The following is a 14,693-nucleotide window of genomic DNA, read 5'->3' as shown; positions in this document are numbered from 1 at the left end:
ACCTGCTCAGGCGAAGCGGCGGGAGGCGTCGATCGTCAGGCCGAGACCGACCGAGCCGAAGATATCGCCCTCGACGATGCGGGCATCCGGCACGCCGGCCACGATGGCGCTGCGGACATGGGCGAGGCGCGTCGAGCCGCCTGTCAGGAACAGCGCATCGACATCGGCGGCGGTGATGCCGGCCTGGGCGAGGCAGCGCGCGATGCGGGCACCGATTCGGCCGGCAAGCTCGGCGGTGTTTTCGAACAATTCGTCGCGGCTGAAGGCGACATCGAGACCGCGCTCGATCCAGTTCATGGGAATCTCGGCCTGCGGCGCATCGGTCAGCGCGATCTTGGCACGCTCGACCTCGCCCGCGAGCGTATGGCCGCGCCGCTCCTCGATGACGGTGACGAGGCGTTCCAGGCGATCGGGATCGCGCGCCTCGCGCTGGACCTGACGGATCTCGGTGAGCCGCTTCGGATCGTAAAGCCGGTTGATGCTGTGCCACGAGGCGAGATCGTGGAAATAGCTCGACGGCACGTCGAGATCGGCGCGCTTCATGGCGCTGCCATAGCCCAGAAGCGGCATGACCTGACGCAGCGACAGGTGCCGGTCGAAATCCGTGCCGCCAATGCGCACGCCGTCATTGGCCAGGATATCGGCCGCGCGGTCGGGCAGGTTGCGGCGCTCGGGGCCGAGGCGGACGATGGAAAAGTCGGACGTTCCGCCGCCGATGTCGGCGATCAGGGCCAGTTCCTCGTGATCGACCTGGCGCTCGTAATCGAGCGCGGCGGCGATCGGCTCGTACTGGAACAGCACGTCGCGGAAGCCGACCTCGCCCGCGATCTCGCTAAGGGCGGTTTCAGCGCGGGCATCGCCGTCCGGATTGTCGTCGACAAAATGGACCGGGCGACCGTGGACGACCTGCGTGACCTCGCCACCAGCGGCGTGCTCGGCCCGCACCTTCACGTGGCGCAGGAAATCCACGATGACCTGCCGGAACGGCGCACGCTGGCGACCGATCTGGGCCATCTCGTCGAGCAGCGAGGAACCGAGAACGGATTTGATGCTGCGGAACAGCCGGCCCTCCTGCCCCTCGACATAGGCGTCGATGGCGGCGCGTCCGATGACGGGCGCGTGCACCGGGCTGTAGAAGATGGCGCTCGGCACGGTGAGATGGGCACCCTCCAGCGCGAGCAGATGCGGCGCCGCGCCCGGCGTGATGCCGAGCGTGGTGTTGGAGGTTCCGAAATCGAGGCCGCAGGCGGTCATCGCGGTTGCCTTTGTTCGCGCACAAAAAAGCCCGTCGGCCCCGGTGTCATCCGGGTCCGCACGGTTCGTTCTGTTCTCTGATCCCGCCCGGACGTGCCGGAGAGGAGCGCTCAGCCCCGGCCGCGTGCCTTGCGGGCGGCGTAGCGCGCATCGCGCTTGGCCTTGAGCGTGGCCTCATCGGCCATCACACGCGCGGCCATGGAGGCGAGCGAGGATTCCTTGGCCTTCGCCTCGGCGGCGGCGGCTTCCTCGGCGGCCTGACGCTCGAGTTCGAGCTGGGCCTCACGCTCGGCACGCTCGCGGGCGCGCTGCTCTTCGATCAGGCGCTGCTCTTCGGCGCGCTTGGCGGCCTTCTCGGCCTCACGCTTCTCGCGGGCTTCCGCGACGGCGCGGCGCTCGGCGAGCTTCTTCTGCATTTCGGGATCGTCCTCGGTGGGACGCTTCTTGAACTTGTCCAGCAGCGCCTTGCGGGCTTCTGCGGCGGCACTCTGACGGTCAGCAAATGTATCGGTTACTTTGGCCAAGTTGAATTCCAGCTGCGAATGTTGACGTATGCCGTGCTAAGGAGATCGCGGATTTGATCCCGCCCCTCGCGAAGCGGCTGTTTCACCACTCCGATTCACGATCAGGGCCGTGACATAACGTGTCTTGACTCAAATTTCGAGGGCTACGGCCCTACAGAACGGTAATCTCGGCTCGAATATGGCATTTCCCTCGACTCATCCCGCCCTCGCCCATGCGTTGGCGAACCACGGCTATTCCGACCCCACGCCGGTGCAGGCCGCCGTACTCGATAACGATGCGCGCGGACGCGACATTCTCGTTTCGGCGCAGACCGGCTCCGGCAAGACGGTGGCCTACGGCCTCGCGCTCGGCGACACGCTGCTCGACGCCGAGGCGGAGCGGCTGCCCTATGCCGCCGAACCGCTGGCGCTGATCGTGGCGCCGACCCGCGAACTCGCCCTTCAGGTGGCGCGCGAGCTGGAATGGCTCTACGCGGACGCCGGCTCACGCATCGCAACCTGCGTCGGCGGCATGGACCCCAAGACGGAACGCCGCCGACTGGCGGGCGGCGCGCACATCGTGGTGGGTACGCCCGGCCGCCTGCGCGACCATATCGAGCGCGGCGGGCTCGACGTCTCGCACCTGCGCGCCGTGGTGCTGGACGAGGCCGACGAGATGCTCGACCTCGGCTTCCGGGAAGACCTCGAATTCATCCTTGAGACCACGCCGCGCGAGCGCCGCACGCTGCTGTTCTCGGCCACCATGCCGCGCACCATCGCGACCATGGCCAAGCGCTACCAGCGCGAGGCGCTGCGCATCGAGGTGGCCGGCGACCGGGGCGGCCATGCCGACATCGAATATCGCGCCATCCGCATCGTGCCGACCGAGGTCGAGCATACGGTGGTGAACCTGCTGCGCCTGACCGACGCGCCGGTGTCGATCGTGTTCGCCAACACGCGCGCTTCCGTGAAGCATCTGCACGCGGCCTTGTTCGAGCGCGGCTTCTCGGTGGTGGGCCTGTCGGGCGAAATGAGCCAGAACGAGCGCAACCACGCGCTCCAGGCCCTGCGTGACGGACGCGCGCGCATCTGCGTGGCGACGGACGTGGCGGCGCGCGGCATCGATCTGCCGGGCGTGGGCCTCGTGATCCACGCCGAGCTGCCGCACGACCCCGAAGTGCTGCAGCACCGCAGCGGACGCACCGGGCGCGCGGGCAACAAGGGCATCAGCGCGATCCTGGTGCCGCTGTCGCGCCGCCGCCGCGCCGAGAGCCTGATGGCCGGCGCGGGCGTGGTGCCCGTGTGGAGCGGCCCGCCGACCGCCGAGGAGATCCGCGCGCTCGACCAGAAACGGCTCATTGCCGACCCGCTGCTGAGCGAGGAGACGTCTGAGGAGGACGTCGAGATGGCGCGCGCGCTGCTGGCCGACCGTTCGCCGGAAGACATCGCCGCCGCGCTCGTGCGGATCTGGCGCTCGCGCCTGCCCGCCCCGGAAGAGGTGTTCGACCCCGGCGAGCGCCGCGACAGCCGCAGCGCGCCCGGCGAGCGGGGACCGCGCGAGGCGCAGTCCAGCCGGGCGGAAGCCTTTGCCGGCAGTTCGTGGTTCGCGATGCGCGTGGGCCGTCGCGACAATGCGGATGCACGCTGGCTGCTGCCCCTGATCTGCCGTCGTGGCAACATCACCCGCCAGGAAGTGGGCGCGATCCGCATCTTCGAGCGCGAGACCAAGTTCGAGGTTTCGGCCGGCGCGGCACAGCGCTTCGCACACGCCGTGCGCAAGATGGGCGAGGACGACATCGAGATCGCACCGATCTCGGGTGCGCCCGAGCGGGGCCAGAGCGATCGGGGTCAGGGCGAGCAGGGACGGGGCGAGCAGGGACGGGCCGAGACGCCGCGCCGCCCGCCGCAGAAGCCCGGTCCGCGCACGCAGAAGCATGCGCGCCACGCCGAGGAGGCGCGCCCCGAACGCCGCGAAAAGCCGAGGCATGATGGCCCCCGGCATGACGGGCCCAAGCACGACCGTCCGAAGCCGGGCGCACCGAAGCGCCCCGGCCCCAAGCCGAAGGCGCCCCGCCGCTGAACTCCGAGGAGCGAGCCATGAGCAAACCCGACCTGCTGATGATCAATCGCGTGCGCGACTTCGTGGAAGGCGCTCTGACGGGGCATTTCAACGTGCACCGCCTGTGGGAGCTGGACGAGGCGGCGCTCTCCGAACTCGCGCCGCGGGTGCGGGCGCTGGCGGGCTTTGGCGGCAAGGTGGACCGGGCCTTCATGGAACGGCTGCCGGAACTGGCGATCATCTCGACCTCCAGCGTGGGCTATGACGGTATCGACGCCCCGGCAGCGGCGGAGCGCGGCGTGGTGGTGACGAACACGCCCGACGTGCTGACCGAGGAAGTGGCCGACCTCACCCTCGGCCTGCTGCTGGCCACGGTGCGCGACATCCCGCGCGCCGAGCGCCATCTGCGCGAGGGGCATTGGCCGTCCGGCCCGTTCCGCCTGACGGCGACCCTGCGCGGGCGGACCGTGGGCATTATCGGCCTCGGCCGCATCGGCAAGGCCATCGCCAAACGCTGCGAAGGCTTCGATCTGCCGATCGCCTATCATGGCCGCCGCCGGCAGGCGGATGTGGACTACACCTATTTCGAATCCTCCATCGAGATGGCGCGCAGCGTCGACATCCTGATCTCCGTCATGCCGGGCGGGGCGGCGACCCAGCACATGGTGGGCGAGGAGATCTTCGAGGCGCTGGGGCCGAACGGCATCTTCATCAATGTGGGGCGCGGTTCCTGCGTGGATGAGAAGGCGCTCATCACGGCCTTGCAGAACGGGACGATCCTGGCGGCCGGGCTCGACGTGTTCGAGCATGAGCCGAACGTGCCGGACGCGCTGCTGGCCCTCGACAACACGGTGCTTCTGCCGCACGTGGCCTCGGCCTCCACCGCGACGCGCGATGCGATGGCGCAGCTGATGGTGGACAATCTCATCGCCTGGGCGGAGGGCCGCGCGCCCGAGACGCCCGTGCCGGAAACGCCCTGGCCACCCCAGCGCTAAGTCGGCGCGAATGCTAAAGCTGAGCACGTATTAGTTACAAATTGAACGCAATAATGAAGGGCAATGTAAGCGGGAACGGGTAATTTTGCCCGTCATCCGGTGGTGCCATGGTCCTAACGCGTTCCTACCCTATGCCCAGAGACGAGCAGGCCCGGCTGGAGGCTCTCGGCTCCTACGCCTTGATGGACACGGCGCCGGAAGAGGAATTCGACCACCTCGTCCGGCTTGCCTCCCAGATATTCCAGGTTCCGACCTCACTTATCTCGCTGATCGAGAACACGCGGCAATTCTTCAAGGCCCGGATCGGCTTCGACGCCTGCGAGACGGGCCGCGACGTGTCTTTCTGCGCCCATGCCATCGTGGGCACAGGCGTGCTGCTGGTGCCCGACGCTACGAAAGACCCGCGCTTCGCCAGCAACGCGCTCGTGACCGGCCCGCCCTTCATCCGCTTCTACGCCGGCGCACCATTGATCACGCCCGACGGCCAGCCGATCGGCAGCCTGTGCGTCATCGACGTTGTGCCGCGCGACGACTTCACCCGGGAAAAGGCCGAGATGCTGGTGGGCCTGGCCGGGCTGGTGATGGACCGCCTGGAAATGCGCCGCCTGCGTCTGGAACAGGCGATCTCCACCTCACGGTTCGCCAACATCTCTTCGACCTCACCCGACGCCATCGTCTGTGCGGACCACAACGGGACGGTGACTTTCTGGAACAGTGCGGCCGAGACCTTGTTCGGCTTTTCCGCGCAGGAAGCCGTGGGCGGCACGATCGACATCATCGTTCCTCCCGGAAGCCGAGGCGGGCACGACCGCGGCATTGCGCGCGTGGCGGCCGGGGCGAAGCCGACCCTGATCGGCAAGACCATCGAACTGACGGCGATGCACAAGAACGGGCGCACCTTCCCGATCGAGCTTTCGCTGTCGATGTGGAACGACAATGACGGCCCGGGCTTCGGCGCCATCATGCGCGACATCACCTGGCGCCGCGAAAACGAGGACCGCCTGAGCCGCCTCGCCCATCGCGACGCGCTGACCGACCTGCCCAACCGCGCAGCCCTGTTCAACCGGCTGCAGGAAACGATCGCTCACGGGACGAATGCCGGCGTGCTGCTGCTCGACCTTTCCGGGTTCAAGGCGATCAACGATCTGCAGGGCCATGATTGGGGCGACCAGGTGCTGCGCGAAGTGGCGGACCGCCTGCGCCAGGCGGTGCCCGACGAGCAGATGGTGGCCCGCATCGGGGGCGATGAATTCATCGTGCTTGCGGACGGCGAGGCCGACCCCCATGCCCTGCGGGCGCTGGGCGAACGGCTTCTGGCTGCCGTCCGCAGCCCCATCAACAAGGGCGGACGCTCGGCGCGGCTGTCTGCCTCCATCGGTATTGCCCTGCTGCCCCAGCACGGGGAATCGGCCGAAGGGCTGCTCAGCAATGTCGATCTCGCGCTGCTGGAAGCGAAACGGATGTCGGGACCCGCGTGCCGCGTGTTCCATCCCGAGATGCGGGACGCGGCACGCGAGCGCCAGATCCTGGAGGAGCAGCTGGCGCAGGCGCTGGAGCGCGACCAGTTCGAGCTGTTCTATCAGCCGCAGGTCCGCCTCTCCGACAACCGCATCGTCGGCGCGGAGGCGCTGCTGCGCTGGCGCCACCCGGTGCATGGTCTGATGACGCCGGGGGCGTTCATCCACGTGCTGGACGGCCTCTCGATTGCCGGGGATGTCGGCAATTGGGCGATCCGGACCGCCTGCCGCCAGGCGGCCGCATGGCGTGCCATGGGGGTCAAAGATTTCCGCGTCGCGGTCAATCTGTTCGGTGCGCAGTTCGCGCGCGGCGATCTGATCGAGGTGGTGGACGGGGCGTTGGCGCAAGCGGGCCTGCCCGACGATGGCCTGGAGATCGAGATCACCGAGAACATCGTGCTGCGGCATCAGGAGAGCATGCGGGAAACGCTGCGCGAACTGGCCGACCGCGCGATCTCGCTGGCCTTCGACGATTTCGGAACGGGCTTCGCCTCGCTCAGCCAGCTCAAGCTGTTTCCTCTGTCGAAGCTGAAGATCGACCGGGAATTTGTGGACGGCATGTGCCGGGCACGGGGCGACGCCGCCGTGGTGCAGGCGGTGATCGATCTGGCCGACAGCTTCGGCTATTCTGTGGTGGCAGAGGGCGTGGAATCGCTCACCCAGCACGACGCGCTGGTGGCCGCCGGCTGCACGATCGGCCAGGGCTATCTCTATGGCCGCCCGATGGATGCCGAGCAATTCGGGCGCCGTCTCCTTGAATGGCCGCAGGTGGCGTAGGCTCCATCTTCGGCCGGCAACAAGGTGCCGGCTTCGCCGAACCTTCCCCCACGGTGAAGGGCATTACGTCGCTGCGGCCGTTGTTTCCGCCCATTGTCGCCGGAGCCGGCTATACTGGCGCGGTGCGCGACAGACGAGGATTTGGAATTTCGGCATGACGCAAACGGACGCCCTTTCCGGCGGCGAGGAAAAGCCGGTCATCATCGAGGACAGCCCGGACCGCGAATGGCCGCGCCTGTCGCCGCTGCACACCGGCGTGCGCGGCCGCTGCCCGCGTTGCGGCCAGGGCCATCTGTTTGCCGACCATTTCATCAAGCTGGCCCGCAAATGCGAGGTGTGCGGCCTCGATTATTCGTTCGCCGACCCCGCCGACGGGCCGGCCTTCTTCGTGATGATGTTCTTCTGCGTGCCGCCGGCCTTTCTCGGTGTGTATCTCGAAGTGGCCTACAACCTGCCCTATTGGCAGAACGCCGCCATCACCGTGCCCTTCATGCTGCTGGCATGCCTGCTGCCGCTGCGGCCGCTTAAGGGTTGGCTGGTGGCGAGCCAGTTCTTCTTCAAGGCGCAGGAAGGCCGCCTGATCTACCTCGACCCGGACACCGGGACGGTGACGGCCGTGAAGGACGCGAAGGCCGACGCCTGAAACCCTACGCCGGAGGATGACGACATGGCCGAAATCCTCGACACCCGCATTGTGCATGACGGCTGGTGCCGCCTGCTGATCGCACGGCTGCGGCTGGCGGACGGGACGAGTTTCGGCCGAGAGATCGAAGACCACGGCCCGGCCGTGGCGGTGCTGCCCTACGATTCCGTGCGCAAGACCGCGCTGCTGGTGCGGCAGATGCGGGCGCCCGTGCTCTACGCCTCCGGGCAGACGGACGTTCTCGAAGTGCCGGCGGGGATCGCCGACCATGGAAGCGCCGAGGATTCGGCGCGGGCGGAGGCGCTGGAGGAACTGGGCCTGCGGCTTGGCGCGATCGAGCATGTGGCCGATGTCTGGTCGATGCCCGGCATATCGACCGAGCGGATGAGCCTGTACCTCGCGGCCTTCATCCCGGACGACCGGGTGGGGCCGGGCGGCGGCGTGGCGAGCGAGAACGAGCGCATCTCGATCGTGGAGGTTCCGCTGCGGGAGCTGGCCACCCTGCCCGCGTCCGGGGAAACCGGCGACATGAAGACCCTGGTGCTGACGCTCGCTCTCATGACGCGCCGGCCCGATCTGTTCGCCTGAACGGCGAGACCACCGGATCGACGTGCTTTTCCCCAATCGAGTTGAGAGCCGAGTCAGCATGCAGCGCTGGGGCAAACGTCGCAGCATGCATTAGATGCATATCTGACCTTTATTTCTCGCATTATGAATTCATTTTGAAGACAGAAATGTGCCTAAGGCGGTTTTCATGCCCCTTTTCAGGTATTTCGGCCATTGCATGCTCGATTTTGGGCAGGCATGTTGTCGCAGTCTGAATTCATTTTAAGAGGTTTCTCCTTGCTGACATTGGACATCGCTCGCCGCCTCGTCGATGGCGCTCTGGAACAGGCCGAAACCCGCGGCCTGAAGCCCATCGCCATCATCGTTCTGGACGCCCGTGGCTGCCTGCGCGCGAGCGCGGTGCAGGACAATGCCAGCCTGCTGCGCGCCGAAGTGGCCCACGGCAAGGCTTATGGCGCGCTGGCGCTGGGCATGGGCTCGCGAGCGATCTTCGAACGCGCCAAGGACCAGGCCTACTTCGTCGACGCCGTGAACACGCTGGCGCAGGGCCGCATCGTGCCCGTGCCCGGCGGCGTGCTGATCCGCTCGGCCGAGGGCGAATTGCTGGGCGCGCTCGGCATCAGCGGCGACACCTCGGACAATGACGAGGCGTCCGCCAAGGCCGCGATCGAAGGCGTGGGCCTGACGGCCGATGCGGGCTGAGAGCCCGCACCTGACCGACATCTCTTTCGGCGGCCGGCCGATGGCCGCCTCAACCTGCCTGGAGGGCTCATCGTGAAAGTTGGCATTGTTGGAGTGGGCGCGGTCGGCGCCTCGATCGCGATGACCCTGACGCTGCGCAGCGTGGCGCAGGACGTGGTGCTGATCGACACCAATGAAGCGCGCGCCAAGGGCCTCGCCACCGACATGATCTACGGCATGCCGCTCGTATCCTCGACGCGGGTGCGCAAGGGCGGCTATGGCGACCTCAAGGGCGCGGGCCTCGTGATCGTGGCGGCCGGCATCAACGAGAAGGCCGGCGGCGCGACCGACCGCAGCGACCCCCTGGGCCGCCTGCGCCTGCTGAAGACCAACGCCGAGATCTTCGCCGCCATCATTCCGCGCATCGTGGACGCCGCGCCCGAGGCGGTGATCCTGATCGCCACCAATCCGCCGGAGCCGCTTGTCGAGATCGCCCGGCGCCATGCCGGCCACGACCGCGTGCTGAGCAGCAGCACCGCGCTCGACACGCTGCGCTTCCGGGTGCATCTGGCCGGCCGGCTGGACATGAACCCGAACGCGGTGGACGCCTATGTGGTGGGCGAGCACGGCACCAACAGCGTGCTGCTGTGGTCGTCGGCCCGCGTCGGCGCGACGCCCGTGCTGGATATCCTGGCCGAGCGCAACATCGACCGCACCGCCTTCCGCCAGCAGGTGGAGAACGACGTTCGCTTCGCCAACATCTCCATCATCGAGGGATTGGGCGCGAGCCAGTACGGCATCGGCATCGTGGCCGCACGGCTGGCCGAGGTGATCCTGCGCGATGAGCGCATCGTGCTGCCGGTTGGCTCGCACCTGGCGAAATTCGGCGTGACCCTCTCCTTCCCCAGCGTGGTGGGGCGGCAGGGCGTGGCCGACGTGCTGGTGCCCGAGATGTCGGACGAGGAGAATGCGGCGCTGGAGCGCTGCGCGGCCCGCCTGCGGGAAACGGTGGAGCCCTATCTCGCAGCGGCGACCGCCTGACGCCTGACGCGTGGACCAATTGTGAAGCCCCGGCCATTCGCCGGGGCTTTTTTGATGAGCTCGCGACGAAAGGCTTAGCCCCGCCTGCCGCCGATGGCCGGCCAATTTCCGTGAATATAAATTTGCAGATTCATGCGCCACGCGGGAATAATTCAGCTGAGATCAAGCCGGCCTTCAGGCTTCTCCGGTCCAGCGATACGCAATTCAACCAGATAGAAATGTATTCGCGTTCTGCACGCGCATAAGGGAAGGCCGCTCCATTTCCAGGATTGCTCTCGCGAACGCGCCGATATTTGGGTTGGTCTTGGATCTGCAATAATCGAGAACTTACGGATTTCGAGCGGAATCGTTCCGTCATCCAATTGCAATCCAGATGTCATTCCGACGTCGCGAGTCCTGCCGATATCGCTGCTCCTAGCTAAGGGAGCCGCGAATATGACGCCTCAATCGTTGGAGCTGGCCGGGATCGGCAAGAGCTTCGGCGCGGACGACGTGCTGAAGGGCATCGATCTGTCGATCCGTGCCGGCGAATTCCTGTCGCTGGTGGGGATGTCGGGCTGCGGAAAATCCACTCTGCTGAGGATCATCGCCGGGCTTGAGACGCCCGATCGCGGCACCGTCTCGATCGGCGGGGAGGATGTCACCCATCGCCATCCGAGCGACCGCAACCTCGCGATGGTTTTCCAGTCCTACGCGCTCTATCCGCATATGAGCGTGCGGCAGAACATTGCGACGCCGCTGCGCATGCGCCGGCTGCCCCTCACCGCACGCCTGCCGCTGGTCGGGCGGATGGTGCCCGGCCTGTCCGGGACGCGGGCGGACATCGACCGGGCGGTCGAGCAGGCCGCGCAGGTTCTGCACATCACGCCCCTTCTCGACCGGCGCCCGGCCGAGCTTTCCGGCGGGCAGCGCCAGCGCGTGGCGCTGGCCCGTGCGCTGGTGCGCGAACCGGCCGCCTTCCTGATGGACGAGCCGCTTTCGAACCTCGACGCCAAGCTGCGCGCCCATATGCGCGAGGAGTTGGCGCTGCTGCACAAAAGGCTGGGCGCGACGTTCGTGTACGTCACGCACGACCAGATCGAGGCGATGACCATGTCGGACCGCATCGCCCTGATGGATGGCGGGCGCATCCTGCAGCTCGGCACGCCGACGGAACTTTACGAGAGCCCCGCCTCCCTGGGCGTCGCGCGCTTCATCGGCACGCCGGCCATCAACCTGCTGCCGGCCGAGATCGGGCCCGCGGGCCATGTGCGGGTGCTGGGCCAGGCGCAGGACATCCATGTGGATGCGCGCCATGCGGGAGCGGCGACGCTCGGCATCCGGCCGGAGGATTTCCGCTTCGTGAACGACGGGATTTCCGCACGCCTCGTCCGCAGCGAGCTGCACGGCGCGGACCGCTACGTGACGTTCGACTTGCTGGGCGGCGACACGTCGAAGCTCGTTCTGCGGCTCGCGGCCGGCGAGGACCTGCCGGTGAATGCGGAGGGGATCGCCTCGCTCGGCTTCGTTTCCCGGCGCGCCCATCTCTTCGGCGCGGACGGCCTGCGGATCAGCGGCGAGACCAGCCAGCGGGCGGCGGCATGAGCGTCGCCAGCCTTCCCATGGAAGCGGAGGTGGAAACGCGTTCGCGAACGATCTCCTACCGCCGGCGCATGGTGGTGACCGGGTTCGCCTTCGCGGCACCGGCCGCGCTTCTGCTGCTGGCCACCTACATCGTGCCGATGGTGGTGCTGGCGGCCTTTTCCATCACCGATTACCAGCTCGGCGCTTTGTCGTTCGGCTTTGTCGGGCTGAAGAATTTCAGCGACGCCTTCGCCGACCCGGTGTTCATGCGGGCGCTGCGCAACACCCTGCTCTATGCGGCCATCGTCATTCCCTTCGGCGTGGCGCTCGGCCTCGGCACCGCCTTGCTGGTGCATGGCACCCGCCGCAGCCGGGCGTTCTGGGAGATGGCCTATTTCCTGCCCGTGACGGCGACGCTGGTGGCCATGGCGACGGTGTTTCAATTCCTGCTGCACCCGTCGATCGGCCCCGTGAACGCGGCGTTCCGGGCACTCGGCCTCGAGCCCCTCTACTTCCTCTCGGATCCTGTGCTGCTGATCCCGACGCTCGCCCTGATGGGTGTGTGGCAGGTGCTGGGGTTCAACATGGTGCTGTTCCTCGCGGGCCTGACCAACATCCCGCGAGACCTCTACGAGGCCGCCCGGCTGGACGGCGCAAAGAGCCCCATCGACCGCTTCCTTACCGTGACCTGGCCGATGCTGGGCCCGACCACAATGTTCGTCGTGGTGACCACCTCGATCTCGGCGCTGAAGGTGTTCGAGACGGTCGCGGTCATCACCAAGGGGCGGACCGGCTCCGAGACCATGCTGTTCGCGCTGTATCTCGAGGGCTTCGAATATTCGAACACCGGCTATGCCGCCGCGCTGACCCTGATCTTCCTCGCGCTCGTGCTGGTGCTGTCGATCGGCCAGACGCTGCATCTCGACCGGAAGGTTCATTATTGATGGCGAAGCTCGGCCGATACGTTCCGCATCTCGTGCTCGCGCTCGGCGCGGTGCTGATGCTGCTGCCGTTCTACTGGATGGTGCTGACGTCGATCCGGGGACCCGGCGAGATCTTCGACATCTCGCTCCTGCCCGCACTGCCCGGCGCGGACGCGGTGGACAATTATTCCCGCGCATCGAGCCAGGTGCCGATGGCCCGCTTCATGCTGAACGGCGTGATCGTGTGCCTCGGCATCCTCATCGTCCAGGTGGTGACCTCGGTGCCCGCCGCCTATGCGCTGGCCAAGCTGCCGTTTCCCGGCCGCAAGCTGCTGCTGACCCTCGTCATCGCGGCGCTGTGCGTGCCGATGCAGTCCCTGGCGCTGCCGCTCTATGTGGGGCTGGCGCAGACCGGGCTGCTGAACACCTATTTCGCGATGATGGCGCCGTTCTTCCTGTCGGTGTTCGCCATCTTCCTGTTCCGCCAGGCGTTTCGCAGCTACCCGGACGAGATCATCGAGGCCGCGCGCATGGACGGCTTCTCGGAGATGGAGATTTGCTGGCGGCTGGTGCTGCGCGGCGCGCTGCCTTCTCTGGCCGCCTTCTCGGTGTTCTCGATCGTGGCGCACTGGAACGACCTCTATTGGCCGATGATCGTGGTTTCGGACACCAATCTCGCACCGCCGCCGCTGGGGATGCTGCTGTTCTCGGACGTGGAATCCGGCGCGAATTACGGCGCGCTCATGGCCGGGGCCACCCTCATCACCGCGCCCATGGTGCTCTGCTTCCTGCTGGCGCGCCGCCATTTCATCGCCGGCATCACCATGACCGGGGTCAAGTAGCCCCCCGGCCCCCATCAGGACCCACCAGGAGAGATCCATGTCGCTGTCGAAACGCTTCATGGCCGGCGCCTTCGCGCTTGGCCTCACATTGCCGGGAACGGCCATGGCCCAGCAGATCGAGCTGCAGGTGCTCTACAATCTGCCGGGCTTCACCAAGTTCCATCAGCCGCTGGCCGACCAGTTCATGAAGGACAATCCGGACATCAAGATCAACTTCCTGGCCCCGGCCGCCGGCTACAATGAGGGCCAGCAGCAGGTGATGCGCGCCGCCGTGACCGGCAAGCTGCCCGACGTCTATTTCTCGGGCTACAATCTGACGGCGGAACTCGTCCACACGCTCGTGCCGCGCAAGCAGATCACCGACCTGGCGCCCTTCATCGAGGCCGAGGGCGGACAGGCCTTCCTCGACGCCAATTACGCGCCGAAAATGGCGGCGCTGGGCCAGATCGACGGCAAGCAATACGGCCTGCCGGTCAACGCCTCCTCACCCATCATGTTCATCAATGCCGACCTCGTGCGCCGCGCCGGCGGCGACCCGGACAACATGCCCGACACCTTCGCCGGGCTGATCGAGCTGGCGGAAAAAATCGACGCGCTGGACCCCGGCATTGCCGGCATGGGCTACGACATCGGCGGTTGGCCGGACGACTGGATGTGGCAATCGCTGATCTTCCAGCAGGGCGGCAAGCTGGTGGACGAGAAGACCGGCAAAGTGGGCTTCGACAACGAGATCGGCCTCAACGCCCTGAAGCTGACGCGCGAATTCGTGACGCGCGGCGGCCAGGAAATGCTGGATTGGGACCAGTCGCGCCAGCAATTCGGCGCTGGCCGCACGGGCTTCATCTTCTCCACGCCCGCCCATGTGCAGACGGTGGAAGCCCTCGTGGGCGACCGCTTCAAGCTGACGACCTCGACCTTCCCGATCGAGGACAAGACCAATGGCGGCGTGCCGACCGGCGGCAATTCCGCAGTGATCCTGACGCAGGATACGACCAAGCAGCAGGCGGCCTGGAAATATCTGAAATGGATCACCGGCCCGCAGGCGCAGAACCAGATCGTGCGCATCACCGGCTATCTGCCCACCAACAAGCTGGCGACCGGCCCGGACTATCTGGCGCCCTATTACGCCGAGCACCCGAACGTGGCGACGGCCGCCAAGCAGGCTGACCGCTCGCTGCCGTGGGCCGGCTATCCGGGCGGCAATTCCGTGCGCATCTGGCGCACCCAGCGCGACATCATCGGCACGGTGATGCGCGGACAGGTGACGCCGGAAGAGGGCCTGAAGCAGATCGTCGAACAGACCAACGCGCTGATGCGCTGAGGCCTGA

Annotated in this window: 13 protein-coding genes; 11 read left to right on the top strand and 2 right to left on the bottom strand. The window is 67.0% G+C overall.

Annotation, left to right across the window (positions count from 1 at the left end; translation table 11 throughout):
• Positions 1–6: 6 nt before the first annotated feature.
• A complete protein-coding gene (locus ACQ6S1_RS12270) occupies positions 7–1,254 on the bottom strand; it encodes an Hsp70 family protein (protein WP_445041500.1) in 1,248 nt (415 codons plus the stop codon).
• 110 nt (positions 1,255–1,364) lie between these two features.
• Positions 1,365–1,778 (bottom strand): DUF6481 family protein, encoded by a 414-nt coding sequence (locus ACQ6S1_RS12265; RefSeq protein ID WP_445041499.1) that lies wholly within the window; start codon positions 1,776–1,778, stop codon positions 1,365–1,367.
• A gap of 178 nt (positions 1,779–1,956) precedes the next feature.
• On the opposite strand from ACQ6S1_RS12265, the gene ACQ6S1_RS12260 reads away from it, so the two are divergent.
• The 11 genes from ACQ6S1_RS12260 to ACQ6S1_RS12210 all read left to right on the top strand — a co-directional run bounded on the left by ACQ6S1_RS12260 (position 1,957) and on the right by ACQ6S1_RS12210 (position 14,686).
• The gene (locus tag ACQ6S1_RS12260; protein WP_445041498.1) at positions 1,957–3,837 is read left to right on the top strand and encodes a DEAD/DEAH box helicase; all 1,881 of its coding nucleotides are present in this window, start codon (positions 1,957–1,959) and stop codon (positions 3,835–3,837) included.
• A 17-nt stretch (positions 3,838–3,854) separates the two neighbouring features.
• Positions 3,855–4,811, top strand: coding sequence for a 2-hydroxyacid dehydrogenase (locus tag ACQ6S1_RS12255; protein ID WP_445041497.1), 957 nt, complete (start codon positions 3,855–3,857; stop codon positions 4,809–4,811).
• A gap of 131 nt (positions 4,812–4,942) precedes the next feature.
• Positions 4,943–7,105 carry a putative bifunctional diguanylate cyclase/phosphodiesterase gene (locus tag ACQ6S1_RS12250; RefSeq protein WP_445041496.1) on the top strand — a complete coding sequence of 721 codons (2,163 nt, stop codon included), beginning with the start codon at positions 4,943–4,945 and terminating at the stop codon, positions 7,103–7,105.
• 154 nt (positions 7,106–7,259) lie between these two features.
• Positions 7,260–7,748, top strand: coding sequence for a DUF983 domain-containing protein (locus ACQ6S1_RS12245; RefSeq protein WP_445041495.1), 489 nt, complete (start codon positions 7,260–7,262; stop codon positions 7,746–7,748).
• A gap of 24 nt (positions 7,749–7,772) precedes the next feature.
• Entirely contained in the window at positions 7,773–8,336 is a 564-nt protein-coding gene (locus ACQ6S1_RS12240; protein ID WP_445041494.1) for an NUDIX hydrolase, read from the top strand.
• A gap of 255 nt (positions 8,337–8,591) precedes the next feature.
• Positions 8,592–9,017 carry a GlcG/HbpS family heme-binding protein gene (locus ACQ6S1_RS12235; RefSeq protein ID WP_445041493.1) on the top strand — a complete coding sequence of 142 codons (426 nt, stop codon included), beginning with the start codon at positions 8,592–8,594 and terminating at the stop codon, positions 9,015–9,017.
• 72 nt (positions 9,018–9,089) lie between these two features.
• Entirely contained in the window at positions 9,090–10,037 is a 948-nt protein-coding gene (locus ACQ6S1_RS12230; RefSeq protein ID WP_445041492.1) for a lactate/malate family dehydrogenase, read from the top strand.
• A gap of 435 nt (positions 10,038–10,472) precedes the next feature.
• Positions 10,473–11,621: an ABC transporter ATP-binding protein gene (locus ACQ6S1_RS12225; protein ID WP_445041491.1), complete on the top strand. Its 1,149-nt coding sequence runs from the start codon at positions 10,473–10,475 to the stop codon at positions 11,619–11,621.
• Positions 11,622–11,689: 68 nt separating this feature from the next.
• Positions 11,690–12,544, top strand: a complete 855-nt coding sequence (locus tag ACQ6S1_RS12220) for a carbohydrate ABC transporter permease (protein WP_445042015.1) — start codon at positions 11,690–11,692, stop codon at positions 12,542–12,544.
• Positions 12,544–13,365 (top strand): carbohydrate ABC transporter permease, encoded by an 822-nt coding sequence (locus ACQ6S1_RS12215; protein ID WP_445041490.1) that lies wholly within the window; start codon positions 12,544–12,546, stop codon positions 13,363–13,365. The genes ACQ6S1_RS12220 and ACQ6S1_RS12215 overlap by 1 nt, the downstream gene beginning before the upstream one ends.
• Before the next feature lie 37 nt (positions 13,366–13,402).
• Positions 13,403–14,686, top strand: coding sequence for an ABC transporter substrate-binding protein (locus tag ACQ6S1_RS12210; protein ID WP_445041489.1), 1,284 nt, complete (start codon positions 13,403–13,405; stop codon positions 14,684–14,686).
• The last annotated feature ends 7 nt before the right edge of the window (positions 14,687–14,693 follow it).

It is taken from the genome of Terrihabitans aquatilis (assembly GCF_052542005.1).
This window is presented reverse-complemented; position numbering and strand designations above follow the sequence as displayed.

What these genes read in the sequence shown, in the direction of transcription:
- ACQ6S1_RS12270 (WP_445041500.1), bottom strand. Translation starts at nt 1,254, where the DNA reads ATGACCGCCTGCGGCCTCGATTTCGGAACCTCCAACACCACGCTCGGC.
- ACQ6S1_RS12260 (WP_445041498.1), top strand. Translation starts at nt 1,957, where the DNA reads ATGGCATTTCCCTCGACTCATCCCGCCCTCGCCCATGCGTTGGCGAAC.
- ACQ6S1_RS12255 (WP_445041497.1), top strand. Translation starts at nt 3,855, where the DNA reads ATGAGCAAACCCGACCTGCTGATGATCAATCGCGTGCGCGACTTCGTG.
- ACQ6S1_RS12250 (WP_445041496.1), top strand. Translation starts at nt 4,943, where the DNA reads ATGCCCAGAGACGAGCAGGCCCGGCTGGAGGCTCTCGGCTCCTACGCC.
- ACQ6S1_RS12245 (WP_445041495.1), top strand. Translation starts at nt 7,260, where the DNA reads ATGACGCAAACGGACGCCCTTTCCGGCGGCGAGGAAAAGCCGGTCATC.
- ACQ6S1_RS12240 (WP_445041494.1), top strand. Translation starts at nt 7,773, where the DNA reads ATGGCCGAAATCCTCGACACCCGCATTGTGCATGACGGCTGGTGCCGC.
- ACQ6S1_RS12225 (WP_445041491.1), top strand. Translation starts at nt 10,473, where the DNA reads ATGACGCCTCAATCGTTGGAGCTGGCCGGGATCGGCAAGAGCTTCGGC.
- ACQ6S1_RS12220 (WP_445042015.1), top strand. Translation starts at nt 11,690, where the DNA reads ATGGTGGTGACCGGGTTCGCCTTCGCGGCACCGGCCGCGCTTCTGCTG.
- ACQ6S1_RS12215 (WP_445041490.1), top strand. Translation starts at nt 12,544, where the DNA reads ATGGCGAAGCTCGGCCGATACGTTCCGCATCTCGTGCTCGCGCTCGGC.
- ACQ6S1_RS12210 (WP_445041489.1), top strand. Translation starts at nt 13,403, where the DNA reads ATGTCGCTGTCGAAACGCTTCATGGCCGGCGCCTTCGCGCTTGGCCTC.